This window comes from Flavobacterium sp. (genome assembly GCF_027484705.1).
In the GTDB taxonomy this organism is placed as follows: domain Bacteria; phylum Bacteroidota; class Bacteroidia; order Flavobacteriales; family Flavobacteriaceae; genus Flavobacterium.
Genome location: NZ_JAIXSL010000015.1, coordinates 87,138 through 101,748 on the forward strand (window position 1 = coordinate 87,138; position 14,611 = coordinate 101,748).

13 protein-coding genes are annotated in these 14,611 nt (G+C 40.9%); 12 read left to right on the forward strand and 1 reads right to left on the reverse strand.

The window, feature by feature from the left end; genetic code table 11:
• Nucleotides 1-100: 100 nt before the first annotated feature.
• The 12 genes from Q0058_RS08240 to Q0058_RS08295 all read left to right on the forward strand — a co-directional run bounded on the left by Q0058_RS08240 (nt 101) and on the right by Q0058_RS08295 (nt 13,778).
• Entirely contained in the window at nt 101-1,255 is a 1,155-nt protein-coding gene (locus tag Q0058_RS08240; RefSeq protein ID WP_298222771.1) for a glycosyltransferase family 4 protein, read from the forward strand.
• Nucleotides 1,255-2,394 (forward strand): hypothetical protein, encoded by a 1,140-nt coding sequence (locus Q0058_RS08245; protein WP_298222773.1) that lies wholly within the window; start codon nt 1,255-1,257, stop codon nt 2,392-2,394. Before Q0058_RS08240 ends, Q0058_RS08245 begins: the two co-directional genes overlap by 1 nt.
• A complete protein-coding gene (locus Q0058_RS08250) occupies nt 2,394-3,410 on the forward strand; it encodes a sugar-transfer associated ATP-grasp domain-containing protein (RefSeq protein ID WP_298222775.1) in 1,017 nt (338 codons plus the stop codon). The genes Q0058_RS08245 and Q0058_RS08250 overlap by 1 nt, the downstream gene beginning before the upstream one ends.
• Nucleotides 3,400-3,996, forward strand: a complete 597-nt coding sequence (locus Q0058_RS08255; protein ID WP_298222777.1) for a sugar transferase — start codon at nt 3,400-3,402, stop codon at nt 3,994-3,996. The genes Q0058_RS08250 and Q0058_RS08255 overlap by 11 nt, the downstream gene beginning before the upstream one ends.
• Nucleotides 3,986-4,981 carry a formyltransferase family protein gene (locus Q0058_RS08260; RefSeq protein ID WP_298222779.1) on the forward strand — a complete coding sequence of 332 codons (996 nt, stop codon included), beginning with the start codon at nt 3,986-3,988 and terminating at the stop codon, nt 4,979-4,981. Before Q0058_RS08255 ends, Q0058_RS08260 begins: the two co-directional genes overlap by 11 nt.
• Nucleotides 4,968-5,651 carry a PIG-L deacetylase family protein gene (locus Q0058_RS08265; RefSeq protein WP_298222781.1) on the forward strand — a complete coding sequence of 228 codons (684 nt, stop codon included), beginning with the start codon at nt 4,968-4,970 and terminating at the stop codon, nt 5,649-5,651. The genes Q0058_RS08260 and Q0058_RS08265 overlap by 14 nt, the downstream gene beginning before the upstream one ends.
• An 8-nt stretch (nt 5,652-5,659) precedes the next feature.
• Nucleotides 5,660-6,727 carry an ATP-grasp domain-containing protein gene (locus Q0058_RS08270; RefSeq protein WP_298222783.1) on the forward strand — a complete coding sequence of 356 codons (1,068 nt, stop codon included), beginning with the start codon at nt 5,660-5,662 and terminating at the stop codon, nt 6,725-6,727.
• Nucleotides 6,728-6,766: 39 nt separating this feature from the next.
• Nucleotides 6,767-7,312, forward strand: coding sequence for a sugar transferase (locus Q0058_RS08275; protein ID WP_298222784.1), 546 nt, complete (start codon nt 6,767-6,769; stop codon nt 7,310-7,312).
• A gap of 70 nt (nt 7,313-7,382) precedes the next feature.
• Nucleotides 7,383-8,522, forward strand: a complete 1,140-nt coding sequence (locus Q0058_RS08280) for a DegT/DnrJ/EryC1/StrS family aminotransferase (protein ID WP_298222786.1) — start codon at nt 7,383-7,385, stop codon at nt 8,520-8,522.
• Nucleotides 8,523-8,588: 66 nt separating this feature from the next.
• The gene (locus tag Q0058_RS08285; protein WP_298222788.1) at nt 8,589-10,535 is read left to right on the forward strand and encodes a nucleoside-diphosphate sugar epimerase/dehydratase; all 1,947 of its coding nucleotides are present in this window, start codon (nt 8,589-8,591) and stop codon (nt 10,533-10,535) included.
• An 84-nt stretch (nt 10,536-10,619) separates the two neighbouring features.
• Complete coding sequence (locus Q0058_RS08290; RefSeq protein WP_298222790.1) at nt 10,620-11,390, forward strand: polysaccharide biosynthesis/export family protein; 771 nt, start codon at nt 10,620-10,622, stop codon at nt 11,388-11,390.
• Nucleotides 11,391-11,405: 15 nt separating this feature from the next.
• The gene (locus Q0058_RS08295) at nt 11,406-13,778 is read left to right on the forward strand and encodes a tyrosine-protein kinase family protein (protein ID WP_298222793.1); all 2,373 of its coding nucleotides are present in this window, start codon (nt 11,406-11,408) and stop codon (nt 13,776-13,778) included.
• Here Q0058_RS08295 and Q0058_RS08300 read toward each other — a convergent pair whose 3' ends face one another.
• Nucleotides 13,779-14,513 carry a CpsB/CapC family capsule biosynthesis tyrosine phosphatase gene (locus Q0058_RS08300; protein ID WP_298222795.1) on the reverse strand — a complete coding sequence of 245 codons (735 nt, stop codon included), beginning with the start codon at nt 14,511-14,513 and terminating at the stop codon, nt 13,779-13,781.
• Nucleotides 14,514-14,611 lie beyond the last annotated feature (98 nt).

Genomic DNA, 14,611 nt, shown 5'->3' on the forward strand with positions numbered 1-14,611 from the left:
ACCTGCTATCCGCTAAATCTTTTCTGCCGAACGACGGCAAAAAAGGATGCCGCTGCTATCAGGGCTAGGCCACCCGAAACCCACAACGATTAACCTAATAATGGAAAAAATAAAAGACAGAAAGATCGTCGTGGTCAACCAAGCCACCAATTATCTGACTGTTGGTTTTTGCAATGCGTTTGCGGCGCAATTTGATAAAGTCGCTTTGGTCACCGGAAGCGTTCACGTGCAAGGCGAGGGACTCGATGCGGGAATCGAAGTCACGTACATCAACAAATGGGTCGAACGTCCGGCGAGCAAAAAAATGCTTTCGTATCTCAAAGCCTGTTTCAGAATCTATTGGTTGTTGCTCACGAAATACCGTGGTTACGAAGTCTTCTTCGTATCGATTCCACCGATGGGTTATTTGCTCAACTTAATCTTACCGCACCGTTTCAGCATGGTCATTTGGGATGTTTACCCGGACATTTTCAAGATTACCGGCATGAAGGAAACACATCCGTTATACCGAACTTGGGCTTGGTTGAACCGAAAATCATTCAAAAAAGCATTCCGACTTTTTACGATCAGTGAAAAAATGGCCGATTTGGTTGAAGCATATGTTGACCGAAAGAAAATCATCATCCAACCGATTTGGTCGATTTTTCAGCAGAACGAGCGCGTTTCCAAAACTGAAAATCCTTTCGTTGCGGAGCATCAATTACAAGATAAATTCATCGTACAATATTCGGGAAACATCGGGCTCACGCATAAAGTCGAAGTGGTTGTCGAACTCGCCGAACTTTTAAAAGACAACAATCAAATTGTTTTTCAAATCATCGGTCGAGGTCCAAGAGTTCCTGCGCTGCAAAAAATGGTCGAAGAAAAGCAGTTGCCGAATTGTTTTTTCCTGCCGTTCCAAACCGACGAAATGTTTCCTTATTCGTTGTCCGCAACCGATTTGGGCATCGTAATTTTAGACGAACTCACTTCGAAAGGCAGCGTGCCGAGCAAATCTTACAACCTGATGAGTTACGGCATTCCTTCGTTATACATTGCCGGCGAAGATTCAGAATTGAACGTTTACGCTTCGCAATTTCAAGCCGCTGCGTGTTATACCGAAAGGCAATTGCAGCAAGCCAAGGATTTTATTTTAGACTTGAGCAACAATCCGCAACAATGGCAAACGATGTCCGACAATGCGATCAAAACTTCCAAGTTGTTCCGACGCGACAATGCCGATAAATTTGTTGCCGCTTACTTAAACTCTCATTGATGATTCGAAAAATACTAGGTTTCATTTTCATGAATTTAAAAAACGCCATCGGTTGGAAAACCCAACGCAAGATTGTCGTTTTTTCAGTCGATGATTATGGCAATGTACGCGTCAATTCGAAAAAGGCACTCGACAACATGAAAGCCGCCGGAATGAAAAGCTACTCGCGCTTCGATGCTTTGGACACCTTGGAAACCAAACAGGATTTGGAACAATTATTTGAAGTGCTTTCCTCCGTAAAAGATAAGAACCAACGTTCCGCAGTATTCACGCCGTTCGCTTTGCCGTGCAATATCGATTTTGAGAAAATGGAAAGCGAAGATTTCCAACAATTTCATTTCGAAACTTTGCCGGTAACCTATCAAAAATTAGCGGTGCAACAACCCGAAGCTTATCAAGGCGCTTGGGATTTGTGGCAGGCCGGAATTGAAAAAGGTTATTTGAAACCACAATTCCACGGACGCGAACATTTGAATTTGCACATCTTCAACGACAAACTCCAAAAACGCGATACGGAATTATTGACGGCTTTGAAAAACAAATCATACACGAGCATTTCCGATGACGATTATCCGACGATGTCTAGCACGGCCGCTTTTGATTTTTGGGACGTCAAGGAAAATGAAACGCTCGCGCCGATGATTGAAGAAGGTTTGGAGTTGTTTGAAAAAGTCTACGGTTACAAAAGCAATTATTGTACGCCGCCGGTATACAATATCCATCATTCGCTTTTTGGAACGCTGAAGAAAAATGGCGTCGAATTCATCGATTTAGGGCTGGTGAGAAAAGAACATCAAGGATTCAATCAATACAAAACATCCATCAATTATACTGGAAAATCCACCAAAGAAGGACTTTCAATTATTGTCAGAAATGTAGTTTTCGAACCGACGGAAGATCGAGACATCGATTGGGTAGCGTTCACGATGAAACAAATTGAAACCGCTTTCCGCTGGAACAAACCCGCCATCATCAGTTCGCACCGCGTGAATTTCTGCGGTCACATCGATCCGGAAAATCGTAAAAAAGGACTCGAAACTTTACAAAGATTATTACACGAAATTGTAAAAAAATGGCCTGAAGTCGAATTTATGGCCGTCGATGAAATGGTCGAAACCCTGAAAAATAAAAGAAAATAATGAAGCGAATTTTATATTTAGGGTACTATATCAAACAAATGGATTGGGATAAATTCAAACTTTTTCTCAATTATACTGCAAAGCATACGAAAAAAAACAAAATCAGTATTTTGATTGATGTTGTCGCTAGTGTTTTTATTTACAATATTTCCATCCTCGAATATTTCCAGTTTCGTTTTTTTGAAAAGACCAAAGAAGAACGCAAAGCATGGGCGGGAACGGGTTATATGTATGAATATCAACTGATCATGAACCCAAAAACGGCTCGGTTGATTTTAGACGACAAAACGCTTTTTTATAAAGAATACCAACCTTATTTTGTGCATACGGTTGCCGATATCGCCGATTTGAAAAAGCATAAAGAAGTAGTTGAAGAACTTTTGAATACGAAATCAGGCAAACTTGTTTTTAAAGTTGCAGACGGGAAATGCGGTGTTGCGGTTGAAATCAAAAAAGCGAGTGAATTCAATTCGGAATCGTTGATTTCATTCATGGAAAACAACCAATTTGATTTGGTGGAAGAGTTCATCATCCAGCATCCGAGTTTGAATGCGCTTTCTCCAACGGCGGTCAATACCGTTCGGATTTTCACCCAATTGAACAAAAACAACGAAGTCGAAATTCTGGGTTGCCGCCAACGGATTTCCGTAAATTCTTCCGTCGACAACATGGCGGCAGGCAATTTAGCGGCGCCGATTGATGAACAAAAAGGCATTGTTACTGGAGCGGCGGTTTACAGCGATATTACTAAACCTGAAGAAAAAATACACCCGATTACCGGAAAAGAAATCGTTGGTTTTGAAGTTCCATTTTGGAAAGAAACGATTGCGATGGTCAAAGAAGCCGCCTTGTTGCATCCGCAAAACCGTTCAATTGGCTGGGATATTGTCATTACTGAAAATGGTCCAGGTTTCATCGAAGGCAACCACGACTGGTGTAAATTATTGTGGCAATTGCCCGTCAAAAAAGGCATGAAGTCCGTTTTGGAAGCTTATAAAAAAGACTATGTATCGTAATTTTTTGAAACATATTTTAGATTTCACAGTAGCTTTTATCATTTTGCTGTTGGTTTTAATTCCGTTGTTAGTCATCGCTTTACTGATTTTAACCGAATCTAAAGGGCCGCTGTTTTTCAGACAGGAACGTGTCGGTAAGGATTTGAAGTTCTTCAAAGTGTATAAATTCCGCACGATGACCAACGAAAAAAGAACCGTCGGAAGTACACCAATTATCGGAAAAGCAGAGGGCGTGACGAAAGTCGGTTATTATCTCAGACGTTATAAAGTGGATGAATTGCCGCAATTATTAAACGTACTTTTGGGCGATATGAGCCTGATCGGTCCGCGTCCTAGCGTTCCCGAACAATTGAAGCAAATGTCTGATGCGGAAAAGCGACGTTATTCGGTGCGTCCGGGTTTAACCGGTTTGGCGCAGATCAACGGGAACATTCATTTAAGCTGGAAAGAGCGTTTTGTATACGATTTGAATTACGTCGATAATGTCACGTTTTGGAACGACCTCAAAATTATTTTCAGAACCGTATTTATTGTTATTTTGGGCGAACACAAATTCCTCAACAAACCCATGATGGATGAAAAATAATATCGTCGAAAACCCGAAAATTATTCTCATTGGAAGTGTCAACAGTAGCCGGAAAACGCTCGAAAAACTGTTGGAACACCAATTAAATGTCGTCGCCGTTTTGGGTTTAGATCCGCAAGCTGCTACGAATGTTTCGGGCTATTGTGATTTGAAAACTTTAAGCGAAAGCCACAACATTCCTTTTCAATATTTCACCAAAGTGAATGATGCCGAAATCGTTGATTTTGTAAAGTCGAAACAACCTGATTTGGTTTTTGTCGTCGGCTTGTCACAAATGATTCGAGAGGAATTGCTCGCCATTCCAAAATACGGACTGATTGGTTATCATCCGACAAGATTGCCTGAAGGCCGCGGTCGTGGTGCACTCGCCTGGATTATTTTAGGAAAAGTGCAAGGTGCCGCTTCGTTCTTCAAAATGGATGAAGGCATGGATTCTGGATCGATTTGGTCGCAACAGAATTATGAAGTTGGAGACCAAGACGACGCGACTTCCGTAGTGCAACAAATCCTCAAAGCGATTGATAAAGCGCTTGATGCCGTATTGCCCGATCTCAAAAAAGGAATTTTTATGACCACGCCACAAGACGAATCCAAAGCGACTTATCTCGGAAAACGAAATCCCGAAGATGGCATGATCTACTGGAACCAATCCGCAGCAAATATTCATCGATTGATTCGCGCTACGACGAAACCGCTTCCCGGAGCTTACACTTATTTAGGAACCAAAAAGCTTGTCATCTGGAACGCTTCGGTTTCTGAAATCACCAATCATTTGGGTGTTGTCGGAAGAATTGTGATTGCCGATGCTTCGGGTGTTCATGTGCAAACGGGCGAAGGTTTATTGAAATTAGAAAATATTGAAGGAATCGATATTATTGATTTGAAAGTCGGCAATACGCTCGGCTTTAACTTCGAAAAAGAATATTTTAAACTCTCAGAAAGATTAGAAACGATTGAAAACCAATTAAAAAATGGAAAATCATAAAAATATATTAGTGGTTGCGCCGCATTGCGATGACGAAATTTTAGGCTGCGGCGGCACCATCTCGAAACACATTGCCCACGGAAACCACGTCTATGTAGCGATTGTGACAAACGGACACCTCGGCGCACCGGAACTGTTTTCTAAAGAAGGCACCGAAAAAGTACGCGGGGAAGCTTTGGCAGCACACAAGATTTTAGGTGTCAAAGAAACGTTCTTTCTCGATTTTCCCGCACCAAGACTTGATACGATTCCGTCTTACCAACTGTCAAATGTAATTGCGAAAATCATTAAAGAAAAAGAAATTGAAGTGTTGTATTTGCCCCACCGCGGCGACATCCACAAAGACCATCGTATCACTTATGAAGCGGCTTTGGTGGCAGCGCGTCCAATCAACAATTGTCCGGTCAAAAAAATCATGTCGTACGAGACTTTGTCTGAAACCGAATGGGCTCCGCCTTTTGGCGACGATGCGTTCATCCCGACCATTTTCGAAAACATCGAAGGGCATCTTGAGAAAAAACTCGAGGCGTTCAAATGTTTTTCCACCCAGATCAAGGAATTTCCACATCCGAGATCGCTTAAAAACATTGAAATCTTATCGAACTTCAGAGGTGCGACCGTTGGTAAAATCAACGTTGAATGTTTTATGTTGATCCGAGAAATTATATAAAAAAACTTATGAAAATTTTAATTACAGGCGTAGGCGGCCCGACTCCAAGAAGTTTTGCGATCGCTTTGAAAAAATATTCTTTCTACAAACGGTTTGAATTGATCGGAACCGACATCAATCCGCTCGCGATTGGTTTGTATCAGAACGAATTGTTCAACAAAACTTATGTGGTTCCACCGGCATCGCACCCGCAATATTGGGAAGTGATGCAATCGATTCTAACCGAAAACAAAATCGATGTTGCGGTCATTCTTCCCGAACTCGAAGTGATGGAATGGAGCAAACGAAAAGAAACGCAAGCCTTGCCGTGTAAAGCTTTGATTCCTGATTTTTCGATGGCGGATTTGCTGGTCGATAAATCAAAGATGACCGAGATTTTAAAAGATTTGGATATCGTGCCGCCGTCGGTGACTTTTTCACGCGACACCGAAAATCTGAAAGAAGTTTTTGAAGTGCTCAAAGGCAATTTCTGGGTCAGAAGCACCAGCGGAACCAGCGGTTTGGGTTCGTTGAAAGTAGAAGATGAAGATTCGTTAAAAAATTGGATTCAAATCAACCCCAATGTGCAACAATTTATCGCGAGCAAGTTTTTACCCGGAAGGAATTTAGCGTGTAAAATGCTTTACCACAACGGGCAATTATTAAGAACGGCCTGCGCAGAACGCGTCAATTATATCATGGCCAAAGTGGCGCCTTCGGGAATCACGGGAAACACTTCTTTCGGAAGGTTGCTCAACGAACCGAATTTGGTAGCCGAAGCCAAACGCGCAATGGATTTCCTGTTCCAGTACACAGGCGCAGCGCAACACGGTTTCTTTACGGTCGATTTTAAGGAAGACGAAAACGGAAAACCTTACATCACGGAAATTAACGTCAGACACGTCGCTTTTACGCAATGTTTTGCAGCTGGTGGTGCCAATTTCGCTTCAGATACGGTGCGTCTTTTAAATGAAGACCCGACTTTCGATCGGAACTACAAAATGTATGAATTCGAAAATGATTTGATTTTCCTGCGCGATGTAGATTCGCTTCCGATTTTGATGAAAGAGGCGGAATTGCTCAAAAAGCACTATTAATATCGATCAGAATATTGCAGAAAATGCATTCAAAACAATATGCAACTCAAACGAATTTTCGATCTCCTGTTTTCCGTGATTGCACTGATTCTAGTAGGTTGGTTGATTGTGATATGTTTTGTGATTGCAAGTTTGGAAACCCAATCCAACGGCATTTTCAAACAGAAAAGAGTAGGGCAATTCGGGAAGTTGTTTACGATTTTCAAACTGAAAACCATGCATCCGAAAACCGAAGCCGTGACGTTTTTCGGAAAGTATTTCAGAAAATACAAGCTGGATGAGTTGCCACAGTTTTACAATGTGCTTATCGGTGATATGTCCATCGTTGGGCCGCGTCCGGATGTTCCCGGGTATTATGATCAACTCACAGGCGAAGAACGGAAAATTCTCGAGCTCAAACCGGGCATCACCAGCGAAGCCTCTTTGAAATATTATAATGAAGACGCGATTCTCGAACAGCAACAAGATCCGGTTGGGTATAACGATACTGTGATTTTTCCAGACAAAGTGAGGATGAACCTCGACTATTATTACAAACGCAATTTCAATACTGATCTAAAAATAATCTGGCAAACGATTTTTTAACAACCATTACGAATTTTGGTATGGATAGCGCCGCAGTTGCTTTATCTTTGACCACCCAAACCTCATAAAAATGAATGAATCTAAAATCTGGCTTTCTTCCCCACACATGGGAGGAACCGAACAAAACTACATTAAAGAAGCTTTCGACACCAACTGGGTAGCGCCTTTAGGACCCAATGTAACTGGTTTTGAAAATGACTTAGAGACTTATATCAACAGCGATTCCCATGTTGCGGCATTGAGTTCCGGAACTGCCGCAATCCATTTGGGGTTGATGTTGTTGGGCGTCAAAGCTGGCGATGAAGTGATTTGCCAGAGCTTTACGTTTTCAGCTTCTGCGAACCCGATCCTTTATTTGGGCGCGACTCCGGTTTTTATCGATAGTGAAATTGACACTTGGAATATGTGCCCGAAGGCTTTGGAAGAGGCCATTATTGATAGAGTCTCCAAAGGAAAGAAACCCAAAGCGATTATCGGCGTACATTTATACGGCATGCCTTTTCAGGTCGATGCGATTCAAGCGGTAGCTGAAAAATACGGAATTCCCGTTTTAGAAGACAGTGCCGAAGCCTTAGGAAGTATGTACAAAGGCAGAAAATGCGGAACGTTTGGTGATTATGGCGTGTTGTCATTTAACGGAAATAAAATCATCACAACTTCTGGCGGAGGTGCTTTGGTGACGCGTACAAAGGCACTCAAAGACCGCGCGATTTTTTTCGCGACACAATCGAGAGATCAGGCGCCGCATTACCAGCATTCTGAAATTGGTTATAATTATAGATTGAGCAATATCAGCGCGGGCATCGGACGCGGGCAAATGGAAGTGCTTGACAAACACATCGCGTTGCGTCGCAAAATGCATGATTTTTATGTGGATTATTTCGCGTCGGTTGAAGGCGTGACGGTTTTCAGTGAACCGAATTCAGATTTCTATTCAAACCACTGGTTAACGGCTATCGTAATCGATCCTGAGAAAACCAACGGAAAAACCCGAGAAGATTTAAGGCTCGCTTTGGAACTCAAAAATATCGAATGTCGCCCATTGTGGAAGCCCATGCATTTGCAACCAATCTTTGAGAAAAGCCCATACTACGGCGGAAAAGTTTCAGAAAAATTGTTCGACAATGGGCTTTGCCTGCCTTCAGGATCGAATTTAAATGATGCTGACAGACAGAGAATTGCAAAAGAATTCGATGCTTTCTTCAAATAAAATAGCACTAAAAACTGCCTACATTACTTAAAAATGTTATTTTTATCTTAAAATTTATAGTACAAAATGACGGATTCTATTTTTAATTTATTGAAAAATAGCGTTTTAGGAAAAAGATTCCGCAACATTGGCTATTTGCCAAGGTGGATTATTTTTGCTATAGATGTATTTATCGTTTTTGTTGCCAGCATCATTACCTATCTGATTATTTATACGCTCACGCGCTTGCATTATAATTATTTCGGAATGGCGACGCGTTACGGGTTGATTATACTGATCAATTCGATTTTCTTTTTGGTTTACAGAACTTATTCGGGCATCATAAGGCATTCGACGTTTATTGATGGCGTTAAACTGCTGACTTCAACGACGACTTCCTACATTTTTCTGTTAATCATCAACTATGCTGGCAGGATATTTTTTGATAAACACTTGTTTGTAACGACGGGATTGTTCATCAGTTATGTGATTTCGTTTTTGTTGCTCTTTTTATTCAGGATCTTAATCAAATATATCTTTGAGCGATACATGAACATCGAGGATAAGAAAAAACTCATCAACGCAGTAATTTACGGAGCTGACGCCAATGCTATTTCGGTTGCGAATGCTTTGAAAACAGAAAATCCGAGCCGTTTTAAATTGCGTGGTTTTATCGATAAATTCAACCAGACCAAAACCTCGAAAAGTATCCTGAATTTACCGATCATCAACCAAAGCAAAAAAATTCATGTGATTTTAAGATCGCTCAAAGCCGACGCGTTGATTATTGCCGAAAAAAGTTTGAGCAAAGAAGAAACGATTGCCATTGTTGAGGAATGTCTCGAATTCAACTTCAAAGTATTTACCGTGCCGCTCATTACCGACTGGGAAGATGAGAAGCAGATTTCGAACAAAGTAAAGAGTTTTGAGATTGAGGATCTGCTGGACAGAAAACCGATTATTTTAGACACGAGATCTATTTCAAACAATCTCAACGGGAAAACGATTTTAATTACAGGCGCTGCAGGATCGATTGGCAGTGAGATTACGCGTCAGGTGCTTTCATTCAATCCGAGAAAAGTAATAGTGCTCGATCAGGCAGAAACGCCGTTGCACAACCTAAGACTATCGATTGACAACATCAATAAAAATGTGCTCATCCGTTCAGTTTTGGCTGATGTCAGAAATAAAGTGGCTTTAGAGAAAGTCTTCCAGAAATACAAACCTAGTGTGGTTTATCACGCCGCAGCCTACAAACACGTGCCTTTGATGGAAGAAAATCCGTCTCAGGCGATTTATACCAACGTTTTGGGTACGAAGAATTTAGCGGATTTATCGATTGAGCATGAGGTGGAACGTTTTGTCATGGTTTCTACAGATAAAGCCGTAAACCCAAGTAGTGTGATGGGCGCCAGCAAAAGAATTGCTGAAAAGTACGTACAGACGTTGCATGAGAAACACCGTGACGACGATAATGAGATCGTAACGAAATTCATCACAACACGTTTTGGCAATGTGCTAGGTTCGAACGGTTCGATTGTTCCGTTGTTCTCAAAACAGATTCTCGAAGGCGGACCGCTCACGATTACGCATCCGGATATCATCCGTTATTTTATGACGATTCCCGAAGCTTGTCAGTTGGTTCTTGAGGCTGGAGCGATGGGTAAAGGGGGCGAAATCTTCATCTTTGATATGGGGCAACCCGTGAAAATCATTGATCTGGCTAAGAAAATGATTCGTTTGGCAGGATTCATTCCGTATAAAGATATCGATATCAAAATCATAGGATTGCGTCCTGGCGAAAAATTATACGAAGAGTTGCTCAATGACACTTCAAAGACTTTGGCGACACACAATGAAAAAATCCTGATTGCACAGGAATTGCAGGACAACTACAAAAATACACACACTGCTACGCTGGAATTATTAAAAAAAATGGAGCATATTTCAAACGAGGAAATCGTTGCCGCCATGAAAAAAATCGTTCCTGAATTTAAAAGTATGAACTCCGTTTTTCAAACACTAGACGTTTAACAGTTGCATGGAGAATGACCCGACCTTTTTTTGTCTAGCATTTTAACTGTTAAATACTATATTTGCAAAACCTAACCGTCAATTATGAAATTATCTTTTAAAAAGAACTTTATTTTTATCGTATCTGTATGTTTACTCTTGGCTTCGTGCGCGGACAAAAAGAAATTAGTCTATTTGCAAGGTATTGAGAACCAGAAAAGTTACGAAAATTCCCTCCGTTACGAAATCAAGTTGCAACCCGATGATTTGTTGAGTATAGTGGTTTCTGCAGAAAATGCGGAAGTAACAATGCCTTTCAACCTGCCTGTGATTCAGGGGAATGTGGTGACCAGCACGCAAACGGGAAGAACTTTTCTAATCGATAATAACGGTTTTATCGAATATCCGGTTTTAGGTAAAGTAAAAATAGGTGGTCTTACACGTACAGAAGCAACCAAGAAACTGACCGAAATGGTGTCGAATTACATCACCAATCCGGCGATTACGATGCGGCTTATGAATTATAAGATTTCCGTGTTGGGCGAGGTCGCAAAACCGGGCAATTTTTCAGTAAGTGGGGAAAGAATCACCATTCTGGAAGCCTTAAGTTTAGCAGGTGACCTTACGGTTTATGGGAAAAGAAAGAATATTTTACTGATTCATGATGACGAAGGGAAAAAAACCTACACCCGCATTGACCTTACTGATGCACAGATGCTCAACGGGCCGAACTATTACCTGGCTCAGAACGACATTCTGATTGTAGAACCTAACGGGCCTAAACTCAATGGTTCTATTATCGGACCTAACATTGGTTTGATTCTGACGAGCGTTTCGATATTGTTGTCATTGATTATATTCGTAAAAAATTACTAAAAGAACAAAATAAAAATGCAGGAAAACAATTCATATATCAACTCCAATCAGGAAGATTCTTTCGATTTTCGTGACATGGTCGAATCGTATATCGTACAATGGAAATGGTTTGTTTTCGGAGTATTTGTTTGTTTCGTTTTCGCAACGCTTTATTTAAGATATGTCATTCCGATCTACAGTGCTACCGCTACGATCCTCGTAAAAGATGAGAAAAAAGGCGGTTTGCAGTCAGAATTGGCCGCTTTTTCTGATTTGGGAATTTCTACGGGAGTCAAGAGCAATGTCGATAATGAGATCGAAGTCATCAAATCGCGCAGAATCGTCAGAAAAGCGATTGAGAAACTGGGTTTCAATGTCACGTATGTTACCGAAGGACGCGTAAAGGCTTTCGAACAATACAGCGACAAACCTATTGAATGTTCGTTTTATAACCCGTCGGACAAATTCTATACTTCCTCAAAAACTTATACCATCAATGCTGTTGATAAAACCCATTTCGAGTTGTTATCCGGGCAAAGCATTATGGGTAAATTCAGTTACGGCGCCATTATCGATTTGAATGATGCTAAGCTTGTGGTGAATAAAACCCTGGTCGGCGTCAACAATACCGAAGGTTTTTCGGTTAATGTGAATGTCAATAGCGTAGACAATGTTGCCGAAAGTTATCGCGGAAGGCTTGATGTTTCTGCTTTAAACAAGAATTCAAGTGTTGTTGCTTTGACGCTTAATGATCCGATCAGAGACAAAGCCGTTGATTTCCTGAACATGTTGATTGAGGTTTACAACGAAGATGCGATTGCCGATAAAAAATTCATCTCAGAAAATACTCTAGACTTTATCCAGAACCGTTTGAAAATCATTTCTACGGAACTCGGTGATGTAGAAAAAGATGTCGAAGGATTCAAGAAAACCAACAAAATTACCGATATCGCTTCGCAAGCGAACATGTATTTGAGCACTTCGGTTGATTTTGAAAAAGAACTCATCGATACTGAAACTCAAATCAAGGTCGTTGATGTTATGATCGATTACATCAAAACCAAAGGCAAATGGGATTTGGTGCCCAACAACATCCTGCTGACCGCAGATTCTAAAATCACTACGGATTTCATCTCTCAATACAACGAACTCGTCATCCAGAGAAACAGGATTTCTAAAGAGGGAATGCCAAAAAATACATACCTGATCAACCTTGAGCAAAAAATTGAAGAGATCAGCAACAACATCATCTCGAACTTGGAGCGTACCAAAACCTCACTCAAGATCAACAAAGAGATTAAGGAAAAACAAAACCGCATGATCAAAGGCAAGATTTCTGAAATTCCAACACAGGAATTGGAAAGTCGCGTCTTAGACCGTCAACAAAAAATCAAGGAATCTCTTTATTTGTATTTGTTGCAGAAAAGGGAAGAAACCGCTATTTCACTGGCCGTAACGGCGCCGATTTCTAAATTGGTTGACGCTGCTTTTTCTTCGCCTTCACCGGTTTCCCCAAAAAGAAACATCATTTACTTCATCGCGTTTGCATTGGGTATTTTGATTCCGTTCTCGGTGATTTATGTGAAGAGTTTGTTCGACAACAAAATCAACAGCCGACAAGATCTCGATGGTAAAATATCCGCTCCATTCCTTGGCGATATTCCGAAATCAGAAAGCCAGGACGAGATTATCAACACCAACAGCAAATCGAGTTCCGCCGAAGCGATACGGATTATCCGTACCAATATTGAGTTCATGCTCAATAAAATTTCGGAAAATAAGTCCAAAACGATATTCATCACTTCGACCATTCCTAAAGAAGGAAAAACTTTTGTGGCGATCAATTTAGCGAGTACGATTGCGCTTTCGGGCAAAAAAGTATTGCTGATCGGATTGGATATCCGAAACCCGAAAATTGACCGTTACGTGAAGTTGCCTTCGAAAGGTTTGACGAATTATCTGTCTAAAAACAATGAAGACATCCACGATTATATCGTCAAACTTGATGATTTCGAGAACTTCTATGTTTTGCCTTCGGGAATCGTTCCTCCAAATCCTGTTGATTTGTTGATGAACAATAGAATCGACCAAATGTTTGACCAGCTTAAAAACGAATACGACTACATTATCGTAGACACTGCGCCAGTGAATCTGGTGACTGATACTTTATTGGTGGCCAAAAATGCTGATATCTTTATTTATGTGATCCGTGCGAATTTCCTAGACAAACGCATGATCAAGCTTATCGAGAACATCTACCGCGAAAAGAAATTGCCGAACATGGCGATTTTATTGAATGATACCAAATGGAGAAAAACTTACGGCTACGGCTACGGGTATGGCTACGGGTATAGTTATATCCAGAATGAAGAAAAAACACCTTGGTATCTGAATTGGTTTAAAAAGTAATTACCATCTGAAGAACTGGTTGTTTTCAATGGCTTTTTTTAAAGGCGCCGGATCTTTAAGTAGTATCTTGTTCGAAAATGCTTTGATGTGGTTCCCATGATGCACATCCGAACCGACGTAATCAATCATCCCTTTTTGGAGCAAGTTTTCGGCTGCTTTAGCCACTTCAACACCATAATAGCCTACGGTCGACAGCATATTGAGCTGAAATAGGCAACCGGCATTTTTAAGTTTTTCATAGTCACGAAACTGTTGGTGGTAATAAAGATACCGCTCCGGATGCGCCAAAACAGGGCGATAACCCGCAATCTGCAAATCAAAAAGGATGTTATACAATTGGATTGGCGGATTCAGGTACGAGAGCTCCACCAGAACATAATTGTCTTTGAGCGTTAGTAAAGACCCGGTTTCAAAAAGGGTTACGAAATTGGGGTCAATCAGATATTCAGCACCATATCGAAGTGAAAGTTGCCGCTCTTTTTTTAAAACAGTTAAAGCTGATTGATAGGCAGATTCAATAATCTCAGGGGTATTGTCCCAAACACTTTTCATAATATGCGGCGTGGTGATGCACTGTTCAAAGCCTAAATCCTGAAGTTCTTGGGTCAAAAATAAAGTATCCTCAATAGCGGAAGCACCATCATCAATTCCGGGCAACAGATGGCTGTGGATATCCACATAACCCGAAGGAATCAGGTCTTTCAAAAACACTTTTTTCTTTAAAAAATGGAACATCTCTGGGTTTCTTTAGTCAAGATACGAATGTACATAATTTGTTTTTCTTTCTTCCATTTCTCATTCTGATTTAATAATAAAACAAACCTCAAAAACAG